Origin of the sequence: Actinomycetospora atypica (assembly GCF_042653685.1) — a bacterium.
Lineage (GTDB): Bacteria > Actinomycetota > Actinomycetes > Mycobacteriales > Pseudonocardiaceae > Actinomycetospora > Actinomycetospora atypica.
Genome location: NZ_JBHSIV010000005.1, coordinates 71501 through 91264, shown reverse-complemented (window position 1 = coordinate 91264; position 19764 = coordinate 71501). Strand labels below are relative to the sequence as shown.

Annotated in this window: 24 protein-coding genes; 15 read left to right on the top strand and 9 right to left on the bottom strand. The window is 74.5% G+C overall.

Features of this window, described 5'->3' with window-relative positions; translation table 11 throughout:
• Nucleotides 1–37: 37 nt before the first annotated feature.
• Genes ACFPBZ_RS06365 through ACFPBZ_RS06355 form a run of 3 tightly spaced genes read right to left on the bottom strand, consistent with a single transcriptional unit; the run spans nt 38 to nt 1914 of the window.
• Nucleotides 38–277 (bottom strand): hypothetical protein, encoded by a 240-nt coding sequence (locus ACFPBZ_RS06365; protein WP_378035176.1) that lies wholly within the window; start codon nt 275–277, stop codon nt 38–40.
• An 11-nt stretch (nt 278–288) separates the two neighbouring features.
• Entirely contained in the window at nt 289–1233 is a 945-nt protein-coding gene (locus ACFPBZ_RS06360; RefSeq protein ID WP_378035175.1) for a molybdopterin-dependent oxidoreductase, read from the bottom strand.
• A 39-nt stretch (nt 1234–1272) separates the two neighbouring features.
• Nucleotides 1273–1914: a LysR substrate-binding domain-containing protein gene (locus ACFPBZ_RS06355; protein WP_378035174.1), complete on the bottom strand. Its 642-nt coding sequence runs from the start codon at nt 1912–1914 to the stop codon at nt 1273–1275.
• Between the two features lie 162 nt (nt 1915–2076).
• Here ACFPBZ_RS06355 and ACFPBZ_RS06350 point away from each other — a divergent pair, with 162 nt between their 5' ends.
• The 5 genes from ACFPBZ_RS06350 to ACFPBZ_RS06330 all read left to right on the top strand — a co-directional run bounded on the left by ACFPBZ_RS06350 (nt 2077) and on the right by ACFPBZ_RS06330 (nt 6635).
• A complete protein-coding gene (locus tag ACFPBZ_RS06350; RefSeq protein ID WP_378035173.1) occupies nt 2077–2427 on the top strand; it encodes an STAS domain-containing protein in 351 nt (116 codons plus the stop codon).
• Between the two features lie 178 nt (nt 2428–2605).
• Nucleotides 2606–3208: a TetR/AcrR family transcriptional regulator gene (locus ACFPBZ_RS06345; protein WP_378035172.1), complete on the top strand. Its 603-nt coding sequence runs from the start codon at nt 2606–2608 to the stop codon at nt 3206–3208.
• Nucleotides 3209–3439: 231 nt separating this feature from the next.
• On the top strand, nt 3440–4591 hold the full coding sequence (locus tag ACFPBZ_RS06340) for an acyl-CoA dehydrogenase family protein (RefSeq protein WP_378035171.1): 1152 nt from the start codon (nt 3440–3442) through the stop codon (nt 4589–4591).
• Entirely contained in the window at nt 4591–5436 is an 846-nt protein-coding gene (locus ACFPBZ_RS06335) for a phosphate/phosphite/phosphonate ABC transporter substrate-binding protein (RefSeq protein ID WP_378035170.1), read from the top strand. Before ACFPBZ_RS06340 ends, ACFPBZ_RS06335 begins: the two co-directional genes overlap by 1 nt.
• Nucleotides 5433–6635, top strand: a complete 1203-nt coding sequence (locus ACFPBZ_RS06330) for a ferritin-like domain-containing protein (RefSeq protein WP_378035169.1) — start codon at nt 5433–5435, stop codon at nt 6633–6635. Before ACFPBZ_RS06335 ends, ACFPBZ_RS06330 begins: the two co-directional genes overlap by 4 nt.
• A 15-nt stretch (nt 6636–6650) precedes the next feature.
• Here ACFPBZ_RS06330 and ACFPBZ_RS06325 read toward each other — a convergent pair whose 3' ends face one another.
• The gene (locus tag ACFPBZ_RS06325) at nt 6651–7124 is read right to left on the bottom strand and encodes an ATP-binding protein (RefSeq protein WP_378035168.1); all 474 of its coding nucleotides are present in this window, start codon (nt 7122–7124) and stop codon (nt 6651–6653) included.
• Between the two features lie 108 nt (nt 7125–7232).
• Between ACFPBZ_RS06325 and ACFPBZ_RS06320 the strand changes: the two genes are divergently transcribed.
• From ACFPBZ_RS06320 to ACFPBZ_RS06280, 9 genes are all read left to right on the top strand, one after another.
• The gene (locus ACFPBZ_RS06320) at nt 7233–7730 is read left to right on the top strand and encodes a protein-tyrosine phosphatase family protein (RefSeq protein ID WP_378035167.1); all 498 of its coding nucleotides are present in this window, start codon (nt 7233–7235) and stop codon (nt 7728–7730) included.
• A gap of 81 nt (nt 7731–7811) precedes the next feature.
• Nucleotides 7812–8720, top strand: a complete 909-nt coding sequence (locus ACFPBZ_RS06315; protein ID WP_378035166.1) for an alpha/beta fold hydrolase — start codon at nt 7812–7814, stop codon at nt 8718–8720.
• 19 nt (nt 8721–8739) lie between these two features.
• On the top strand, nt 8740–8979 hold the full coding sequence (locus ACFPBZ_RS06310; protein ID WP_378035165.1) for a hypothetical protein: 240 nt from the start codon (nt 8740–8742) through the stop codon (nt 8977–8979).
• 56 nt (nt 8980–9035) lie between these two features.
• Nucleotides 9036–10052 (top strand): acyl-CoA dehydrogenase family protein, encoded by a 1017-nt coding sequence (locus ACFPBZ_RS06305; protein WP_378035164.1) that lies wholly within the window; start codon nt 9036–9038, stop codon nt 10050–10052.
• A complete protein-coding gene (locus ACFPBZ_RS06300) occupies nt 10049–11242 on the top strand; it encodes an acyl-CoA dehydrogenase family protein (RefSeq protein WP_378035163.1) in 1194 nt (397 codons plus the stop codon). The genes ACFPBZ_RS06305 and ACFPBZ_RS06300 overlap by 4 nt, the downstream gene beginning before the upstream one ends.
• Before the next feature lie 25 nt (nt 11243–11267).
• The gene (locus tag ACFPBZ_RS06295; protein ID WP_378035162.1) at nt 11268–12872 is read left to right on the top strand and encodes a class I adenylate-forming enzyme family protein; all 1605 of its coding nucleotides are present in this window, start codon (nt 11268–11270) and stop codon (nt 12870–12872) included.
• A gap of 194 nt (nt 12873–13066) precedes the next feature.
• Nucleotides 13067–13396, top strand: coding sequence for a DUF6247 family protein (locus ACFPBZ_RS06290; protein WP_378035161.1), 330 nt, complete (start codon nt 13067–13069; stop codon nt 13394–13396).
• On the top strand, nt 13397–13657 hold the full coding sequence (locus tag ACFPBZ_RS06285; protein WP_378035160.1) for a hypothetical protein: 261 nt from the start codon (nt 13397–13399) through the stop codon (nt 13655–13657).
• Nucleotides 13658–13764: 107 nt separating this feature from the next.
• Entirely contained in the window at nt 13765–13992 is a 228-nt protein-coding gene (locus ACFPBZ_RS06280) for a hypothetical protein (protein WP_378035159.1), read from the top strand.
• A gap of 229 nt (nt 13993–14221) precedes the next feature.
• Here the strand turns inward: ACFPBZ_RS06280 and ACFPBZ_RS06275 are convergent, their stop codons facing one another.
• Nucleotides 14222–15352 (bottom strand): CaiB/BaiF CoA transferase family protein, encoded by a 1131-nt coding sequence (locus ACFPBZ_RS06275; RefSeq protein ID WP_378035158.1) that lies wholly within the window; start codon nt 15350–15352, stop codon nt 14222–14224.
• A gap of 18 nt (nt 15353–15370) precedes the next feature.
• Between ACFPBZ_RS06275 and ACFPBZ_RS06270 the strand changes: the two genes are divergently transcribed.
• Nucleotides 15371–16117, top strand: a complete 747-nt coding sequence (locus ACFPBZ_RS06270) for an SDR family NAD(P)-dependent oxidoreductase (RefSeq protein ID WP_378035157.1) — start codon at nt 15371–15373, stop codon at nt 16115–16117.
• Here the strand turns inward: ACFPBZ_RS06270 and ACFPBZ_RS06265 are convergent.
• From ACFPBZ_RS06265 to ACFPBZ_RS06250, 4 genes are read right to left on the bottom strand one after another with little or no spacing between them, the layout of a single operon-like run.
• Nucleotides 16114–17220 (bottom strand): LLM class flavin-dependent oxidoreductase, encoded by a 1107-nt coding sequence (locus ACFPBZ_RS06265; protein ID WP_378035156.1) that lies wholly within the window; start codon nt 17218–17220, stop codon nt 16114–16116. The two genes, ACFPBZ_RS06270 and ACFPBZ_RS06265, sit on opposite strands and share 4 nt — an antisense overlap.
• Before the next feature lie 7 nt (nt 17221–17227).
• The gene (locus tag ACFPBZ_RS06260) at nt 17228–18400 is read right to left on the bottom strand and encodes a thiolase family protein (RefSeq protein WP_378035155.1); all 1173 of its coding nucleotides are present in this window, start codon (nt 18398–18400) and stop codon (nt 17228–17230) included.
• Between the two features lie 5 nt (nt 18401–18405).
• Nucleotides 18406–19269 (bottom strand): SDR family NAD(P)-dependent oxidoreductase, encoded by an 864-nt coding sequence (locus tag ACFPBZ_RS06255; protein WP_378035154.1) that lies wholly within the window; start codon nt 19267–19269, stop codon nt 18406–18408.
• Between the two features lie 25 nt (nt 19270–19294).
• The gene (locus tag ACFPBZ_RS06250; protein ID WP_378035153.1) at nt 19295–19747 is read right to left on the bottom strand and encodes a MaoC family dehydratase; all 453 of its coding nucleotides are present in this window, start codon (nt 19745–19747) and stop codon (nt 19295–19297) included.
• Nucleotides 19748–19764 lie beyond the last annotated feature (17 nt).

Here is a 19764-nt window from a genome sequence, read left to right as displayed (position 1 = left end):
CCCGGGATCGCGAGCTGGCCGCGGGTGCTGCGGGACGTCACGCGGGGCTGCAGGTGGGGCAGAACTCCGCGCGCTTGTCGGGCGCGGTGCCGGCGGGGAACTCGTGGGTGAACCCGGCGCGGGGCAGGCCGCAGCGGGTCTCGGCGGCGTCGGGGCCGTCGACGACGTGCGTCTCGCCGGTGGGGTGCCGCGTGATGTCGGACTTGCCGGCGTAGACCCGCCCGGCGCGCAGGCCCGGGTAGTGCGACCAGACGAACGCCGAGGCCACCAGGATCATGGTCACCGAGTCTAGAGCGGCACCGGCACCGCGTGGCACGCGTTGCGCACGCCCTCCAGCGGCTGCCGACGACCGGCGTCGTCCCGGGCCCGCACGACGACGACGTCCTCGCCCGGCCCGGGCACGACGGTCGTCGTGAACCCCCGCCAGCCGTGGGGCCCGCCGACCGGGGCCGACAGCGCGGCCTCCGCCCACCGACCGCCCAGACCGACCTCGACCCCCACCACCGGCGCCGAGCCCCACGCCCAGCCGGTCACCCGCACCGTCGCGCCCTCGCGGTGCACGTCGGTGACGAGGCTGGTGACGTCGAGGTCCCGGACCGGCTCCGGGTCGCCGCCGCCGGGCGGGACGCGCTGGTAGAGCGTCGTCGTGAACAGGTGCTCGGGGCGGCGGTCGGCGACGGTGAGCGAGCGGAGCCACTTCACGTTGTTCGTCCCGAAGTAGCCGGGCACGAAGAGCCGCACGGGGAAGCCGTGCTCGGCGGTCAGGGGCTCGCCGTTGCACTCGTACGCGAGCACCCCGCGGTCGCGGACGACGTCGAGCGGCAGGTCCTTGAGGTACTCGGAGCAGGGGGTGCCGTCGAAGACGCCGGAATCGGCGCCCTCGGCCCACAGGAGCGGCCCCTCCGGGGCGTCGGCCAGGTCGAGGACGGTCGCGACCGGCACCCCGCGCCACACGACGTTCCCGGCCCGGCGCACGGGTTCGTCGGGACGCAGCGGGTTGCCGAAGCACTCCAGGACGGCCTGGACCTCGGTGCCCGGCAGGGCCCGGAGCTCGTCGAGCGTGAACTCGCGCCCATGCACCCGCAGCCGCCACGAGTGCCCGGGGACGCGGGCGATCCCGAGGTGGCCGATGACGTAGAGGTCGTCGACCCCGGTGGTGGGCGGGGCCAGCCGCTCCGGCGCCGGCTGCCACTTGGTGGTCGCCGCGGGCTCCATCCGCACGTCGTCCGGCACGGAGCCACGATCCCGCACGACCGCGCCCGACGGGAGTCCTCAGGCCCCGGTCGCCTCCCGCGCCAGGGCGACGAACGTGGTCGCGGCGGCGGGGAGGTCGTCGTCGCGGCGCAGGACGAGGTAGAGGCAGCGCTCGACCGGATCGCCCTCGACGCGGACCTCCCGGACGTCGTCGCGGCCGTGGCTCCGGAGCGCCCAGGAACTGACGACCCCGACGCCCTCGCCGGCGGCGACGGCCTCGATGAGGCCCTCGTTGGTGTCGCGGATCGTCCACTGCTGGTCGGTGATCAGCGGGGTGCCGCGGCTCGCGAGGGCGTCGGTGAAGGAGCGGCGCGTGCCCGAGCCCTCCTCGCGCTCCACCAGCGGCGTCGCGGCGAGCTGCGCGACACTCACCGGCCCCGTGCCGTCGAGGGCGTGCCCCCGAGGCACGGCGAGGACGATCTCGTCGGCGGCCACCACCTCGGCGACGAGGTCGTCGTCGTCGGGCTCGGCGCCCGCGAGGCCGACGTCGGCGCGCCCGTCGCGCAGGGCGGCGAACACCCCCGCGGAGTCGGTGACCTCGGTGGTCACCGTGAACTCGGGCTGCTCGGCGGCGAAGCGCTCCACGAGGTCGGGCACGAGGAACTCGCCCGGGATGCTGCTGGCCGCCACGGTGACGGTGGTGGCGTCGGGCTCGGTCATCGGGACTCCTGAGACGTCGGGGGCATCGCCCGGGCGTACCCGACGACCGGCCGCGGGACCCGTCCGGCGGATGACCGACGTCACGCGGGCCGCCCGTGAGGATCGGCGGCGGCCCGGCGTCCCACGGCGATGGTGCGACGACCCGGGAGGCGGAGGATCCGCGTGACGCTGGGCGAGATCCCCCTTCCCGACGACCTGCAGGTCGACGTGGCGCACCCGCGACCCGGCGTCGTCCGCGTGGTCGTGGCCGGCGAGCTCGACGGCCTGACGGCCCCCCGCCTGGCCGCCGGGCTCGACGCCGAGCTGGGCGTCGCCCCGCCGACGGTCGTCGCCCTCGACCTGTCGGGCCTGGGCTTCTGCTCGGTGGCCGGGCTCGCCGTGCTGCTGCGGGCCCGCGAGCGCGCCGCCGCGGCCGGGCACACCGTCGTCCTCACCCGGTTCTCCCGGGCCGTGCACCGGGTCGTCCGGGCGTGCGGTCTCGGGGCGGTGCTCGTCGAGGAGCCGGACGCCTGACCGGCGTCGTCGCAGGTCCGGACCACTTTGTCGCGGTTCGGTAACGGCAAGCGCTTCACACCCGATACACGCGGTGGAAGTGAACGCGCCCGACGTCGTCGATGACGGGAGCCCGGCGATGACCTCGCCACCTCGCACCACCCGCCAGAGCCCGATCCGACCCGTCCGGACCCCACCAGTGAGCGGGGCGTCCGGGCTGCACCAGCAGTACCGGGAGCTCCTGCGCTCCCGGGTCCTCGAGACCGCCTCCGCGGCAGCGGCCGAGCACGGCTGGCAGCGGGTGCGGATCGCCGATCTCGCCCGGGTCTCGGGCATCTCCCGCTCCGCGCTCGCCCGCGTCTTCGGCGACAAGGACGGGGTGGCGAGCGCGCTCGTCGCCCACGAGGCGGACCGCCTCATCGCCCGGGTCGGCGAGGCCCTGGCCGGGGCCCCGAACCTCGAGGCCGGGCTGTTCGCCGCCCTCCGGGTCGCCGTCGGGGCGCGCGAGGGGCACCCGTTCCTCGCGGCGGTCCTCGACGCCGAGCACGGCGACGTCACCCTGCTCCCACTGCTGACCACGGGCAGCGCCCCGATCATCGCGCGGGCGCGGCTGCTGCTCACGACGCACATCCGGACACGCCGCCCGCGCCTGCCGGCCGCCCAGCTCGACGACGCCGTCGACATCCTCGTGCGGGCCACGCTGAGCCACCTCACCGCACCCGATCCCGACCCCGAGGCGGCCGTGGCCCGGCTGCACCGGCTCGCCTGCCGCCTCCTGGACGTGGCCGTCACCCCGCCGTGAGCTCGGGCCTCGCCTTGTCCTGATCCGGTCGTGGCCACAGGATGGGCGCGGCCCCGGACCGCGGGCCGCGCCGGCCACGGGGAGGAGGACGCCGTGCTCCACCGCCGTTGAGCAGTCGTCGTGCCGCCCGGTCGGGCGGCGTCCTCCCGGTCACGGCGGCCGGCGGCACCCCGGTAGCGGGTGCGGCCCGGGCTCCGCCGTGATCGTCACCCGCGTTCACGAGGAGTCCCCTTGTCCCTCACTGCTGCGCCCACGACCTCCGAGGTGCTCGACGCGGCCACCGCCGTCGTCGAGCAGACCGTCGCCCCCGCCGCCGCCGAGGTCGACCGCACCGGCACCTACCCCCGCGCCGACGTCGAGGCCCTCGCCGGCGCCGGCGTGCTCGGCCTGCTCAGCGCCCCCGAGGTCGGCGGGGCGGGCGGGTCGCTCGCCGACGTCGCCGCCGTCCTCGAGACCATCGCCCGCACCGACGCCTCGACGGCGATGGTGACGCTGATGCACTTCGCCGCGGTGTCGGTGATCGAACCGCACGGTCCCGACGACGTCCGGCGCGAGATCGCCGGCGGCACGCACCTCTCGACCCTGGCCTTCTCCGAGCGCGGCTCCCGCAGCCACTTCTGGGCGCCCGTGAGCACCGCGACCGCCGTCGACGACGGTGTCCGCCTCGACGCGGCGAAGAGCTGGGTCACCTCCGCCGGGGAGGCCGACAGCTACGTCTGGTCGAGCCGCCCGGTGTCGGCCGAGGGCCCGATGACGCTGTGGCTGGTGCCCGGCGCGACCCCGGGGATCGCGGTGGCCGGCTCGTTCGACGGGTTCGGCCTGCGCGGGAACGGCTCGTCACCGATGAGCGCCGACGGGGCGGTGGTGCCCGCCTCGGCCCGGCTCGCGGACGACGGCGCGGGCCTCGACGTCGCCCTCGGCACCGCCCTGCCGACCTTCCTCGTCGGGAACGCCGCCGTGTCGCTGGGGCTGATGGAGGCGCTGATCGACGAGGCCGCGACCCACCTGACGACCGCCCGGCTCGACCACCTGGGCCAGACGCTGGCCGAGCAGGCGCCGACCCGGCTCGCCTTCGCCGCGCTGCGCACGAAGGTCGACACCACGCGCGCGTTCCTCGCCGACACGCTCGCGGCGCTGGGGTCGGGCCGGCCCGACGCGACCCTGCGGGTGCTGCAGGTCAAGACGGTGTCCGCGGAGGCCGCCTCCGACGTCGCCGACGGGGTGATGCGCCTGTGCGGGGGCGCCGCGTTCCGCAAGGAGCTCGGGATCGAACGGCGCTACCGCGACGCCATGGCCGCCCGGGTCATGGCGCCGACCACCGAGGCGCTGAACGACTTCGTCGGCCGGGCCACCCTGGGCCTGCCGCTGTTCGGGGGTGCCTGATGACCACGCTGCGGATGGGCGGGGTCGCCTACGACCCCAAGGTCGTCACGATCTGGGACGGGTTCCGCCGCTGGCTGCGCGCCCAGGGCCTCGACTTCGACTACGTCCTCTACTCGAACTACGAGAGCCAGGTCGAGGACCTCGTCGCCGGCAACGTCCACGCCGCCTGGAACTCGCCGCTGGCGTGGATCCGGAGCGAGCGGCTGGCGGCCGCCCGCGGTCGCCGGGTCACCTCCGCGGTCATGCGGGACACCGACCAGGACCTGACCTCGGTGGTGGTGGTCCGCGCCGACTCCCCCGCCCGGTCGGTGGCCGACCTCGCCGGGTCGACGGTCGCGGTGGGCGCGGTCGACTCCCCGCAGTCGACGCTGATCCCGCTGTCGTTCCTGCGCGGCGAGGGGCTGACCGACCTGCGGGTGCAGCGCTTCGACGTCGGCGTCGGCCTGCACGGCGACCACGTCGGCGGGGAGCGCGACGCGGCGCGGGCGCTGGTGGCCGGCGAGGTCGACGCCGCGTGCATGATCGACGGGAACCACCTGCTCTTCGGGCAGGAGGGCACACTGCCCGCCGGGTCGACCCGCGTGCTGGCGCAGACCCCGGTCTACGACCACTGCACGATGGCGGTCGTCGACACCGCGCCCGCCGCGGAGGCCGCCGAGTTCGTCCGGCTGTTGGAGTCGATGTCCTACGCCGACCCGGAGGTCCGGCCGCTGCTCGACCTCGAGGGCCTCACGCAGTGGGTGCCCGGCCGCACCAGCGGCTTCGGCCCGCTGACCCGGGCGGTCGACGAGGTCGGGTTCTACGACGCGGACGGCGCGGTCACCGCCGCGGAGTACGCACCGTGACAGGGTCCGCTCCGCTCGACCTCGGGTTCCTGGGGTTCGAGCGGGGCGCCCACCTCCTGGTGGACCGGGCCCTGCGCGCGGTGCCGGTCGGCGGCCGGGTGGTGGTGACCGGCGGGGACCCGGCCCTCGGGGTCCACCTGCGGGCCTGGGCTCGGAGGCGGGGACACCGCTTCACGACGAGTCCCGACCGCAGCGCGGTGTTCGAGCTCGTCCGCGGGTCGGCCGACACCGACCGGTGGGCGGGGGCCGAGCGGGCGGGCGGCCCGGGGGTCGACGGCATCGTCGCCCGGCCACCGGCCCGGTGGGGCCTCGCTGCGCGCGGTGCCCTCGTGGAGGCGGGCGGCCCGGTGGGACGGTTCGACCTCGACGACCGCGACGTGGTGTGGGCCGACCTCGCGCCGCGGCTCTACGCCCACGCGGCCGCCGCCCAGTGGGACCCGGCGACGGCCGTCGACTGGGACGCCCGACCCGAGGTGCCCGTGCCGCCCGACGTGGAGGCAGCCGTCGTCCAGGTGATGACCTACCTCGTCGAGAACGAGCAGGCCGCGATCGTCGTGCCGGCCGGGCTGCTCGCCCGCGTCCACCCGCACTTCCGGGAGGTCCAGCAGCTCCTCGCCGTCCAGGCCGCGGACGAGGCCCGGCACATGGAGGTGTTCACCCGCCGCGCCCTGCTGCACGGCACCGAGATGGGCACCTCCTCCGCCGGAGGCCGGTCCTCGCTCGCGACGCTGCTCGCCGAGCCGGACTTCTCGCTGGCGACGTTCCTGCTCTCGGTGCTCGGGGAGGGCAGCTTCCTCGCCCTGCTGGCCTTCCTCGAGCGCCACGCGCCCGACCCCGTCACCGCGCGGATCACCCACCTCGCCCGGATCGACGAGGCCCGCCACGTCGCGTTCGGCGTCGCCCACCTCGAGCACCAGTCCCACCGCGACCCGACCCTGCCCGGCAAGCTGCGGGCCGCGATCGAGCGCCGGCACGACGCCCTGGTCGACACCGCGGGGCTCAACGCCGACGTCTTCGACGCCCTCGTCGTGCTGGCCGCGGGCGACTGGACGCCCGAGGCCGTCGCCCGGGGGTACGACGCCGTCCAGGACCTCCACCACGCCATGGACGACGGGCGCCGTCAACGCCTCGCCCGCCTCGGGTTCCCGCCCGACGAGGCCGCCGAGCTGTCCGCGCTGCACACCCGCAACTTCATGTAGCGGGGACGAGATGACTCAGTGCACGCCGGGGACCGCGGGCTCGGCCCAGCACATGCGCACGGTGGTGCCCTCGTAGCTCGTCTCGATGGCGCTGCGCTCGGCGATCCGCCGGATCATCCCGAGGCCGCGGCCGCGGAACCCGGGGTCGCCGGGCGGCTGCCACTCGCCGGTGTCGGCCACCATCACGGCGAGCCCGCGTCCGCAGGCCCGCGAGCCGACGACGAGCTCCACGTCGCACTTCTTCCCGGGACAGGCGTGCTCCACGGCGTTGGTGACGGCCTCGTCGACGACCAGCAGGATCGACTCCGCGGCCTCCTCGTCGGCGCCGATCTCCTCGAGCCAACTCCGCACCCGACGGCGCAGCGTCCGTACCGCCGACGGCTCCGCACCCATCCGCGCCCGCACGCCGAGCCGGTCGTCCGCGCCGGTCTCGGGCGAGCACACGCAGCGGGGGCCCTCGGTGTGCAGTGCGGAACTACCCGCCGTCACCGGTGATCGCCAGGAGTTCTTTCGAAGCGCGTCATAACCTCGGATACCCACCTTTCCCCGGACCGACCGTGCGACGGCGCACTTCCTCCGCCGGGGAGGATGGGGCGCATGTCCCCTCGCAGCGAGTCCCCCGACGACTGGCGCGGCGGCCTCGTGCTGCCCGGTCGCACCGTCGTGCGGGGACGCGGCGTCCAGTACCGGGTGCCCGCGGGCCGGGAGCCCGACTTCGGGCTCTACCTCGGCGTCGACTACCACCCCGCCTGGGAGCACGACCGGCTCGAGTGGCCCGACTTCGGGCTGCCCCGCGACCCGCTCGTCGCCGTGCGCGCCATCGAGGACCTCCACGCCCGGGCCCGCGACGGCGAGTACGTCGAGACCGCCTGCCGGGCCGGGAAGGGACGCACGGGGACCGTCGTCGCGTGCCTGGCGATCCTCGACGGCCTGCCCGCCAGTCACGCGGTCGGCTGGACCCGGAAGCACTTCCACCACCGCGCCGTGCAGACGCCGTGGCAGCGGCGCTGGGTCCGGGGCTTCGAGGCCCTGCGGGGACGGCACGGGGCCGAGGTCACCGCACGGTCGCGCTTCCCCGGGCGCGGGACGGGGTAACAACCCCCGCGGAGCCGTCCCAGCCCTCGAGGACTCCTTCACCGCTTTCCCGGAGCCTCAGGGGGCCACCCGATGTCGATCGTGAGCGCACTCGTACCCCGTCAGCGGTCCGCCCGGCCCGTCCTGCCCGAGCGCCGGGTGAGGGTGGACGGCGAGGACGTCGGCTACGTCGAGGCCGGCAGCGGTCCGGTGCTCGTGCTGCTGCACGGGCACGAGCAGGACGCCACCACCTGGCGCCGTGTCATGCCGGCGCTCGCCGAGGACCGTCGCGTGATCGCCGTGACCCTGCCCGGCCACGAGCGGACCCAGGTCCCGGTCGACGGGTACGCCGCCACCCGCGACCTGGCCCGCTCGGTCGGTGGCTTCCTCGACGCCCTCGGCATCGGGGACGTCGACCTGGTCGGGCACTCCATGGGCGGCGCGGTGGCCCTCCACCTGGCCCTGACCGACCCGTCGCGGGTGCGGACCCTCACGCTCGTCGCCGCGGCCGGGCTCGGGCGGGAGGTCAACCCGCTGATCGCCTTGGGGACGCTCCCGGGCGTGGGCGAGTGGGCCATCCAGCTCAGCCGTCTGCCCGGTGGACACGTGCAGCGCACGGTGCTCTCGATGGCGATGCTGTTCGCCCGCCCGTGGCGCGCCCCCGCCGGCTTCCTCCGCGAGGCCCACGCCATGGGTCGTCGCCCCGGGCAGCTCGAGGCGTCCACCGCGCTCTCCCGGGCCCTGTTCAACGTGGCCGGTCAGCGCGAGGTCCTGCTCGGCGAGCTCCACACCCTGACGATGCCGAGCCTCGTCGTCTGGGGGGCGTGGGACCTCGTCCTGCCCGCCCACCACGCCCGCGCGGCGACCGGCAGGCTCCCCCGGGCCCGCCTGGCGATGTTCCCCGCCTGCGGCCACCTGCCCCACGTCGAGCAGCCCGACCGGTTCATCGCCGAACTGCGGACGCTGTTGACCCAGCCCCAGCCCCAGACCCGGCGGCACCACGCCGCATGACCCCCAGGAGCGCCACCCCGTGAGCACCGAGAACGACGCGTTGGACCCCGACCGCGCCCGCCACCACCCCGAGGCCGCGGTCGACGCCCTCGAGGAGCGCGTGCTCGGCGGGCCCGACCACCGCCTCGACAGCGGGTACGCCAACGACACCCCGCCCGGCGAGGAGCAGCCGGAGCCCGAGTCGGGCGCGGTGTTCGACGTCGACCTCGACCCGGAGGACCAGGGCGAGGTCGACGAGTCGACCACCGCTCCCGACTGACCCCGTGACCTGCTCCTGTTTCTAATGTAGATTCAGAGCCGTCGGGAGGGGCGGCCGTGGTCTACGCGCAGGAGCACGACGAACTCCGGGCCTCGGTACGGGCCCTGGTCGAGAAGGCAGGCGTCCGGGCGACGATCGAGGCCGGCGGGTACGACGAGGCGCTGTGGCGGCGGATGGTCGACCTCGACCTCCCCGCCCTCGCGATCGCCGAGGAGGACGGCGGCGTCGGCTACGGCATCGTCGAGCTCGCCGTGGTGCTCGAGGAGATCGGGCGCGCCAACCTCCCCTCCCCCTTCCTGACGACCGTCGTGGCCGGCCTCGCCCTGGAGGCCGGGCGCGACGGCGCGCTGCCCGCCCTGGCCCGCGGCGACCGCCGGGCGACGGTGCACCTGGGCTGCCTCGTCGACGGGGCTGCTCGTCACGTCCCGGACGGCGACTCCGCCGACCTGCTGGTCCTCGTCGGCGACGGCCTCGTCGTCGACCTGACCGACGACCGGGTCCGGCGCACGCCGCTGACGACCATGGACCTCACCCGCGGCCAGGCCCACCTCGACCTCCACGACGTCCCCGCACGGCGCCTGGATCTCTCCACCGGCGCGGCCGACCGGATCGCCTCGCTCGCGGCCGTGCTCGTGGCCTGCGAGCAGATCGGCGGCGCCGAGCGGGTGCTGGAGCTCTCGACCGGCTACGCGAGGGAGCGGGTGCAGTTCGGCCGGCCGATCGGGTCGTTCCAGGCCGTCAAGCACCTGCTGGCCGACATGCTGATCGAGCTCGAGCTGGCCCGCTCCGCCCAGCAGCACGCCGTCGCGCTGGCCGCCGACCCGGCGACGCCCCCGTCCGTCCTCGACGCGGTGGCCCGCACGGCCCGGGTCGCCTGCTCGCGGGCGTTCACCCAGCTCACCGGCGACGCGATCCGGGTGCACGGGGGCATCGGCTACACCTGGGAGCACGACCTGCACCTCTACTTCCGCCGCGCCCGCGCCTCCGCCGTGCTGTTCGGCGGCAGCGCCGACGCCGACGCGCTGGCCACCCACGCGGGGCTGGTCCCGACCACCGCCGGGGAGCGCTCGTGAGCCCCGAGGACTTCCGCCGCCGCTGCGCCGCGTGGTTCGCCTCGTCCGGGTGTCCCGCCGGGAGTGCGCCGAGCCGGTCGCGGCAGCCCGGCGAGTACGTGGCGGCCGGCCGCGCCCATCAGCGCGCACTGGCCGACGCGGGCCTCGTCGGGATCACGTGGCCGGTGGAGTACGGCGGCCTCGGGCTCGGCCCGGAGTACCGGCAGGTGTTCGACGAGGAGGCGGCCGGGTTCGAGACGTTCTCCGCCCTCTTCACCATCGGGATCGGCATGTGCGGCCCGGTGCTGCTCGCGCTCGGCTCCGAGGAGCAGCGTCGGCGCCTCCTCCCGCCCCTGCTGCGGGCCGACGAGATCTGGTGCCAGCTCTTCTCCGAACCCGGGGCGGGCTCCGACCTCGCCGCGCTCTCGACCTCCGCGGTCCGCGACGGCGAGGGCTGGCGGCTCCGGGGCCAGAAGGTCTGGACCACCTACGCCCACCACAGCGACCGCGGCCTGCTGCTCGCCCGCACCGACCCCGACCGTCCCAAGCACCGCGGCATCACGATGTTCGTCGTCGACATGGCCGCGCCCGGGGTCACCACCCGCCCGCTGCGGCAGGCCACCGGCGACGCGGAGTTCAACGAGGTCTTCCTCGACGACGTCGCGGTGGGCCCCGACGACGTCGTCGGCGCGGTCGACGACGGCTGGCGCGCCGCGACCCTCATGCTGGCGAACGAGCGCGTGGCGTTGGCCGACAGCCCGATCGGCTCGCCCGTCACGCTCGCCGCGGTGGTCGAGCTCGCCCGGCGGCACGGCCGCGCCGACGACCCGATCGTCCGCCGCGGGGTCGCCGACGCCTACGTCGCCGAGCAGCAGGTGGACCTGTTCGCGCGGCGGATCGCCCGCGAGGTGCGGGTGGGGCGCGACCCCGGCTCCCTCGCCTCGATCGGGAAGCTCGCCGCCGGACGGCTGGCGAAGCAGATCGCGGCACTGGCCCACGAGATCGCCGGGCCCGACGCCGTCGCCTGGGACCCCGCCGAGCCCGACGGCGACCTCTGGGCCTACGGCGAGCTCTACGCCCCGTCGCTCTCGATCGCCGGGGGCACCGAGCAGATCCAGCGCACCGTGCTCGGCGAGCGCGTCCTGGGGCTGCCCCGCGAGCCGGCGACCGACCGCGACGTCCCCTTCCGGGAGCTCCGCCGCTCGCCCTGACCCAGCCACTGAGACGGAGTCGACGATGACCACCTCCTTCCTGCCCGGTACGACGACGCCGCCCCTGTTGGAGGAGACCGTCGGCGCGCTGCTCGCCCGGCGCGCGGCCGAGGACCCGGAGCGGCTCGCGCTGGTGGGCACCCGCCACGGCGACGGCGAGCCCGTCCGCCTGACACGCGCGGAGCTGCTCGCGGAGGCACGGTGCGTCGCGACCGCGCTCGCCGGGCTCGCCGCCCCCGGGGAGCCGGTCGCGCTCTGGGCGCCGAACGTCGTCGAGTGGCCCGTCATCGAGTACGGCGCCGCGCTCGCGGGGGTCGTGCTCGTGGCGCTCAACCCGGTGCTGCGCCGCCCGGAGCTCGAGTACGCCCTCGGGCACTGCCGCGCGACGGTGCTCCTGCACGCCGACGCCAGCCGCGGCTACGACATGGGCGCGGTGGCGCGCGAGGTCGCGGACGCCGCCGGACTCACACGGGTCAGCCTCGCCGAGACGTCGCGCTGGCGGGCGGAGGCGCCCGACGACGCGGTGGTCGCCGCCGAGCCGACCGACCCGTCCGCGCCGGTGATGCTGCAGTACACCTCGGGCACCACCGGGAACCCGAAGGGCGTCCTGTTGCGCCACCGGTCCCTGGTCAACGTCGCGCACCTGACGATGGAGGCCGCGAGAGCACCGTCCGGGGCGGTCTGCGTCAACCCGCTGCCGATGTTCCACACGGCGTCCTGCGTGATCGGCACGCTCGGGCCGCTCGTCGTGGGCGGCACCGAGGTGCTCGTCGAGCAGTTCGAGCCGAACTCGGTCCTCGACCTCCTGCGCCGCGAGGAGGCGTCGGTGCTGTTCTACGTGCCGGCGGTCCTCGGGGCCCTCCTCGAGGCCCAGCGCGCCTCCGACTCCCCCGCACCGACCCTGCAGGTCGCGATGGGCGGGGCCGCCACGGTCTCCCCGACGATGATCCAGGCCGCCGAGGACGTCTTCGGGGCCTCGGTCATCAACCTCTTCGGGCAGACCGAGCTTGCACCCGTCCTCACCGCGACCCGGCCCGACGACGCCCACGCCGATCAGCTCGAGACCGTCGGCCGGCCTCTCCCCCACGTGGACGTGAAGATCGTCGACCCGGCATCCGGAGAGGTCGTCCCGCTCGGCGAGCCCGGCGAGATCTGCGCCCGCGGCTACCAGCAGATGATCGGCTACCTGCACGACGACGCGGCGACCGCGGCCACCGTCGACGCCGACGGCTTCGTCCACACCGGCGACCTCGGTGCCCTCGACGAGCGCGGCTACCTCCGGCTCACCGGCCGCCTCAAGGAGCTGATCATCCGCAAGGGCGAGAACATCGCCCCGCCGGAGATCGAGAACTGCCTCGACGCCCACGCGGCCGTCGCCGCGGTCGCGGTGGTGGGTCTGCCCGACGAGCAGGCGGGCGAGATCGTCGCGGCGGTCGTCCGGCTGCGCGGCGAGCCGTCGGCCGGGCTCCGGGACGAGCTGGTCGCGCACTGCCGCGAGCGGCTCTCCCCGCACAAGATCCCGGCGTGCTGGTTCGTCGTCGACGAGTTCCCGATGACGCCCACGCAGAAGGTGCAGAAGTTCCGCCTCGCCGAGGCCGCGGGCCGCGGCGAGCTGCGCGAGCTGGTCTGATCGGGGTTCGGCACGAGAGGACCCTCACGGGGCTGGAGGGACCCCCGCGAGCCTCGTGAGGGCCTGTTGATCATCCAGCCGCTCTCGGTCTCGCAAACAGCTCCGGGGGGACCGTGTCCATCGGACACGGTCCCCGACGGAGCCTTCGGTCCGAACGAGGCCACGGTGTCGGTGGTGAGCGCTACCGTGACCTCGTGACCGCACCCGAGCCCGGCGGCGACCCGGGACAGTCCCGTGAGCCACTCGCCCCTGGTGCATCCCCTCGCGCGATCGCGGCGTCCCTTCTCGACCGGGACCGGGCCGAGTTCCTCGCCGAGTACGACACGCTCGTCGAGCGGGCCCGCGTCGACCTCGACCTCACCGAGGTCCTGGACATGCTCGAGCACTGGCGCGGCATCGCTGCGCTGCAGGCCGACCCCGAGCGCTTCGCCCGCAACATCCGGCGCGCGGCCGAGCTCATCACCGGCGAGCCCGCTCCCGACGACGAGCCGCTCGAGGTGACCCGGACCAGGGCGGGCGCGTAGGTGGCCTACGCGGCTGACGCCTTCGCCGTCGCCGAGCAGGTCGCCGAGTGGCCCGATGATGCCCGAGCCCGCTTCGACGAGGTCCTGGCTGTCCTCGAACTGACACCGTGGAACAGCAGGCCCGTCAATCGGTCGAACCCGAGCGGACAGTTCCGCTTCCTCTCTTTCGACACTTCCCGTGGCTCCGGTCTCGTCTACTTCGTGATCGTCGAACACGCCCTCGAGGTGACAGTCACTGACGCCGTCTGGCTCGGCTACTGAAGAAAGCAGCAGACCGCAGCGCCCGAGTCGGCGCCGGTAACGACGTCGCATCGTCCCGCGATGCCCCGTGCGGTGCGTCCGGATCGACACAACGGGGGAGATACGACGTGAGCGCTTTCTGTGGTCTGGTTCCTGGAGCGGACGGACGGCTGCTCGCCGTCGGCGATGAGGTGAGCGGCGAGATCGGCAGGAACGACGCGAATCGTCGCTGGGTGCGCGGAGACGTCACCAGCATTCGCGACGGCGCGAACGGTCCGATCATTGTGGTCTGGAACCTGCACGGTGAGCGCCCGCGCTACCGCTCCGGTCTCCACTACCGGTTCACCAAGATCTAACCTACGACAGATACGACCTGCCGCGGGAAGAGAACAAATATGGAGGAGCATTCTCGGGGAAGATCCCTGTGCCGCAGGCGCGAGAGGATCCTCGTCGGGCACGACCGGCCCTCGCGAGCCGGACGAGGGCCCGCTGATCATCGGATTGCTGTCGGTCGGGCACCCCGAGGACTCCGCGGGGACCGTGTCCATCGGACACGGTCGCGGCGGAGTCCTTCGGTCCACGGGCTCAGGCCTGGTGACTGACCCCGGCCGCGAGCAGGGCGTCCGCGTCGAGACCGGCAGCCGCGAGCACCTCGCGCGAGTCAGCTCCCGGCACGGGCGACGACGCGACGCCGCCGGGGACGGGGTGGCTCGAGAAACGGGGCGCGGGGCCGGGCTGGAGGACGCCGTCGTGCTCGACGACGCTCCCCCGGGCCGCGACCTGCGGGTGCGACGCCGCCTCCCGGAGCCCGAGCACGGGTGCGACGCAGGCGTCGGTCCCGTCGAACACCGCGGCCCACTCGTCGCGGGTCCGGGAGGCGAACGCCGTCGCGATGGCGGCCCGCAGCGCCGGCCACTGCGCGCGGTCCTGCTGGTCGGCCGGGTCGACGTCGATGCCCAGGAGCCGGACGAACTCGGCGTAGAACTTCGGCTCCAGCGCCCCGACCGCCATGTGGTTGCCGTCGGAGGTCTCGTAGACCGCGTAGTACGGGGTGCCGCCGTCGAGCAGGTTCGACCCGCGTCGGTCGGTCCACCGGCCCGAGCCGAGCAGCTGGTGGATCGCCGCGAGCAGGTGGGAGGCGCCGTCGAGGATCGCGGCGTCGACGACCTGGCCGCGCCCGGTCCGGGCCGCCTCGGCGAGGGCGGCGAGGACACCGATGACCAGGTAGGTGGAGCCGCCCCCGAAGTCACCGACGAGGTTCAGCGGCGGGACCGGCGGGCCGTCGGCGGGGCCGATCGCGTGCAGGGCGCCAGTGAGGGCGAGGTAGCCGATGTCGTGGCCGGCGGTGTGCGCCCAGGGTCCGTCCTGGCCCCACCCCGTCATCCGCCCGTAGACCAGCCGCGGGTTGCGGGCCCACACGTCGTCGGGCCCGACCCCGAGGCGCTCGGTGACCCCGGGCCGGTTGCCCTCGATGAGGACGTCGGCGGTCGCGGTGAGCGCGAGCAGTGCCTCGACGGCCTCCGGGCGCTTGAGGTCGAGGACGACCGAGCGCTTCCCGCGGCCCAGGACGTCGGCCGCGGGGGCGGGCGCAGAAGGTCGGTCCACCCGGATCACGTCCGCCCCGAGGTCGGCGAGCAGCATCGCCGCGAACGGACCTGGCCCGATCCCGGCCAGCTCGATCACCGTCACGCCCGACAGCGGCCCCGTGTTTCTCATGCAGATTAGAATAGGGCGATGGGCGGACGCTGGGCACTGGTGGCGGGCGGTTCGGGCGGGATCGGGCGGGCCGTGTGCCGGGCGCTCGCCGAGGACGGCCGGGACGTGGTCCTGACCTACCGGCACGGCGCCGAGGCCGCCGCGCTGGCCGCCGCCGAGGTGGAGGCGGCCGGTCGAGAGGCGATCACCGTGCAGGTCGACCTGTGCGATGCCGAGGCGACCGCGGACGTCGTCCGGAACGCGGCTCCCTTCGACGCTGTGGTGTACGCGGCCGGACCGCACATCCCCATGCGCTACATCTCGGCCGTGACCCCCGCTCAGTACCGCGAGCAGATCCTGGGCGACACCGTGGCCGCCTACAACCTGCTGCACCCGTCCATCGAGGTCCTGCGTGGCACGCAGGGATCGATGGTCGCGCTCGTGACGCCCGCGGTGGAGCGCTACTCGAAGAAGGACATGCTCTCGTCGGCGCCCAAGGCGTCGGTCGCGGCGACGATCCGCGGGATCGCCGCCGAGGAGGGCCGCTACGGCGTGCGGGCGAACTGTGTGGGGGTCGGTCTGCTCGAGGGCGAGGGCATGTGGCGCGAGCTCGTCGCGCGGGGCGACTACACCGACGAACTGCTGGCCACCGCGCGGGCCAATCTCGCCCTGCGCCGCTTCGGGCGCGTGGAGGACGTCGCCGAGGTGGTCCGCTTCCTGGTCTCGGGCCGGGCCGGCTGGATCACCGGCCAGACGGTGAACGTCGACGGCGGCTACGCCCTCTAGATCTGGGCCCTCTGAAGCACTCGCCCGACGTCGCGGAAGGCGTCGACTGCCGCCAACTGCGGGAGCACCTGTTCGACGTAGACGTCGAGCGAGCGCTGCGCGACCTCCTGGGGCATGCCGCCGAAGGCGAACAGGTTGAGCACGCCGCCGGCGCCGAGCGCACGCACCCGCTCGACGGTCTGCTCGACGAGCTCCGCGGGCGTGCCGCCCATCTGCAGGTCGGCGAGGAACCGGTTGAACGCGGGCAGCCCGTGCTTCTCGATGTTCCGGCGCAGCCCGGCGTAGTACTCGTAGCCCGGGACGGTCTCCAGCCGCGGGTCGGTGAACCCGTAGTGCTCGATCGTCGAGCGCGCGTAGGCCGTCGCGTACTGCTCGTGCAGCTCGCGGGCGCGGCCCGGGTCGGGGTCGACGGTGGTGAAGTTGACCAGCACCGGCGCCGGCGGGTCCTCGCCGTGGATCTCGTGGAAGAGCTCGCGGTACTCCGCGGTCTCCCGCACGGTCACCTCCCACGGCTTCTGCGCGATGAGCATGAGCCCGTACCCGAGCGTCGCCATGATCCGGGCCGATTCCGGCGACACCGCCGAGGCGTAGGTGCGCCCGCGGAACGAGGTGAACGCCGGAGGGTGCAGCTCGGCGCGGGGCTGCCGGTAGAGCTCACCCTCGAACTCGATCGCGCCGGACTCGAAGGCCCCGGAGATCGCGTGCGCGTACTCGACGAACCGCTGCCTCGACTCCCCCATCTCGAGCCGGAAGTCGTCGAACTCGATCGCCCCCAGGCCACGCCCGAGACCGAGGACCACCCGTCCGCCCGACACCGAGTCGAGCCACGCGATCTCCTCGGCCACGCGGACCGGGTCGTGCCACGGCAGCACCATGACCATCGTGCCGAGCCGGACCCTCGTCGTGCGGCCCGCGAGGTAGGTCAGGAGCTGGGCCGGGTTCGGCATCATGTGATAGCGCGTGAAGTGGTGCTCGGCGGTCCAGATCGAGTCGAACCCGCGCGGCTCGGCCTGGTCGGCGAGGGCCAGGCCGCCGCGGACCACGTCGTGGTCGTCGCGCCCCGGCTCCAGGCCCTGGAAGAACAGCCCCATCCCGACGTGCATCGCGTCCTCAGATCCGCTCGATGATCGTGCCGTTGGCCATGCCGCCGGCCTCGCACATGGTCTGCAGGCCGTAGCGGCCGCCGGTCGCCTCGAGGTGGTGCAGCAGGGTCACCAGCAACCGCGTTCCCGACGAGCCCAGGGCGTGGCCGAGTGCGATGGCGCCGCCGCGCGGGTTGAGCCGGGCAGGATCGGCACCGAACTCGCGCTGCCAGGCCAGCGGCACCGACGCGAAGGCCTCGTTGACCTCGTAGGCGTCGATCCCGTCGAGCGTGAGCCCGGCGCGGGAGAGCACCTTGTGGGTGGCCGGGATCGGCCCGGTGAGCATCAGGAGCGGGTCGTCGCCGACCACCGAGAATGCGTGGAACCGGGCCCGCGGCCGCAGGCCCAGGGCCTCGGCGCGGTCGGCGTCCATGATCAGGACCGCGGAGGCGCCGTCGGTCAGGGGCGAGGAGTTGCCCGGGGTGATGCTCCAGTCGATCTCCGGGAAGCGGGACGCCATCTCGTCCGTGCGGAACGAGGGCCGCAGCCCGGCGAGGCCCTCGGCGGTCGTCGTGCCCCGGACCGTCTCGTCGGTGCGGTGCTCGCCGATACTGGAGACGACCGGGACCACCTCGTCGTCGAAGAAGCCGGACGTCCAGCTCTCGGCGGCGCGGCGATGCGACTCGGCGGCGTAGGCGTCGAGGTCCTCGCGCCCGAGCTTCCAGCGCTGCGCGACGAGCTCGGCCGAGACGCCCTGGTTGACGAGGCCCTCGGGGTAGCGCCGGGCGGTGCGCTCACCCCGGCTCGTGGGGCGGGAGCTGCCGATCGGCACGGCGCTCATCGACTCGACCCCGCACGCGACGACGACGTCGTAGGCCCCGGCGATCACCCCCTGGGCGGCGAACGCGGCGGCCTGCTGGCTGGAGCCGCACTGCCGGTTGATCGTCGTGCCGGGCACCGTCTCGGGGAAGCCCGCGGCCAGCGACGCGTTGTGCCCGATGTTGCCGGACTGCTCGCCGACCTGCTGCGCGCACCCGCAGATGACGTCCTCGACGAGCGCCGGGTCGAGTCCGGTGCGCTCGACGAGGGCCTCGAGCGTGCCGGCGAGCAGGTCGATCGGGTGGACCGCGGCGAGGGCGCCGCCCGCCCTGCCCCGGCCGACGGGAGTGCGGACGGCGTCGACGATCACGGCCTCGCGCACGCCTCTCACCCGACCGGGTTCACGCCGGGAACGGCCCCGGACAGGTCGGTGATCTCGGCCCAGCGGTCGGTGACCTGCTCCGGGGTCGGGACGTCGGCGAAGGTCACGCCCTTGCTCTGGAACTGGGCGACCCGGTGGACCTGGCCGCCGCCCGCGACGATCACGGAGCCCGAGTCGGTGCACTCGTCGCCGAGCAGGTGGGCCACCACCGGGGCGACGTGGGCCGGCCCCAGCTTCTCGAGCACCTCCGCGGGTGCGATGTCGGCCGTCATCCGCGTCGCGGCCATCGGAGCGATTGCGTTGGCGAGGATCCCGTAGCGGCCGCCCTCGATGGCGAGGGTCCGGACGAGTCCGATCAGCCCGCCCTTGGCCGCGCCGTAGTTCGCCTGGCCGAAGTTGCCGTAGATGCCCGAGGTCGACGTCGCGACCACCACCCGCCCGTGCCGCTGCTCGCGGAAGTGCGGCCACGCCTCGCGGACCACGTGGAAGCTGCCGTAGAGATGGACCTTCAGCACGGCGTCCCAGTCGGCCTCGCCCATCTTGTGGAAGGCGCCGTCGCGCAGGATGCCCGCGTTCGCGACGACGCCGTCGATGCGCCCGAAGGCCTCGACCGCGTCGGCGACGACCCGCGCCCCGCCGGCCTCGTCGGCGACATTGTCGTGGTTCGCGACGGCCTCCCCGCCGGCGGCGCGGATCTCCTCGACGACGGCGTCGGCGGCCGTGCTGGCCGCGCCCGTCCCGTCGCGCGCGCCCCCGAGGTCGTTCACGACGATGCGCGCGCCGTGCGCGGCGAGCAGCAGGGCGTACTCGCGCCCGAGCCCGTTGCCCGCGCCCGTGACGGCGACGACGCGTCCTTCGACTCCCGACATCCCGATCTCCCTTGTTCCGCGGGCACTACACGAAGAAGCGGCCGACGCTCTCGACCACGCAGGCGGGCTTGGTCGAGCCCTCGATCTCGATGACCGTGGCGAACACGACCTGCACGGCGCCGTCGAGCGGCGTCGCCTCGGCCACCGTCGCGGTGGCCCGGACCCGCGACCCGACGGGCACGGGGGCCGGGAAGCGGACCTTGTTGAACCCGTAGTTGACGCCCATGCGCACGTTCTCGATGCGGTAGAGCCCTCCGAGCAGCACCGGCAGCAGGGAGAGCGTCAGGAGGCCGTGCGCGATCGGCCCACCGAACGGCCCCTGCGCGGCGCGCTCCGGGTCGACGTGGATCCACTGGTGGTCCCCGGTGGCGTCGGCGAACGTGTCGACGGTCTTCTGGTCGACCTCCACCCACTCCCCCGGCCCGAGCGACTCCCCGACGGAGGCCACCACCTCGTCGACCCCGGCGAAGGTCCTCATCGGCGCTCCTTGCTGCT

Excerpts from the sequence above, each read along its gene's own strand:
- ACFPBZ_RS06365 (WP_378035176.1), bottom strand. The coding sequence starts at position 277 with ATGATCCTGGTGGCCTCGGCGTTCGTCTGGTCGCACTACCCGGGCCTG.
- ACFPBZ_RS06255 (WP_378035154.1), bottom strand. The coding sequence starts at position 19,269 with ATGTCGGGAGTCGAAGGACGCGTCGTCGCCGTCACGGGCGCGGGCAAC.
- ACFPBZ_RS06275 (WP_378035158.1), bottom strand. The coding sequence starts at position 15,352 with ATGAGAAACACGGGGCCGCTGTCGGGCGTGACGGTGATCGAGCTGGCC.
- ACFPBZ_RS06265 (WP_378035156.1), bottom strand. The coding sequence starts at position 17,220 with ATGCACGTCGGGATGGGGCTGTTCTTCCAGGGCCTGGAGCCGGGGCGC.
- ACFPBZ_RS06335 (WP_378035170.1), top strand. The coding sequence starts at position 4,591 with ATGACCACGCTGCGGATGGGCGGGGTCGCCTACGACCCCAAGGTCGTC.
- ACFPBZ_RS06320 (WP_378035167.1), top strand. The coding sequence starts at position 7,233 with ATGTCCCCTCGCAGCGAGTCCCCCGACGACTGGCGCGGCGGCCTCGTG.
- ACFPBZ_RS06355 (WP_378035174.1), bottom strand. The coding sequence starts at position 1,914 with ATGACCGAGCCCGACGCCACCACCGTCACCGTGGCGGCCAGCAGCATC.
- ACFPBZ_RS06250 (WP_378035153.1), bottom strand. The coding sequence starts at position 19,747 with ATGAGGACCTTCGCCGGGGTCGACGAGGTGGTGGCCTCCGTCGGGGAG.
- ACFPBZ_RS06295 (WP_378035162.1), top strand. The coding sequence starts at position 11,268 with ATGACCACCTCCTTCCTGCCCGGTACGACGACGCCGCCCCTGTTGGAG.
- ACFPBZ_RS06270 (WP_378035157.1), top strand. The coding sequence starts at position 15,371 with ATGGGCGGACGCTGGGCACTGGTGGCGGGCGGTTCGGGCGGGATCGGG.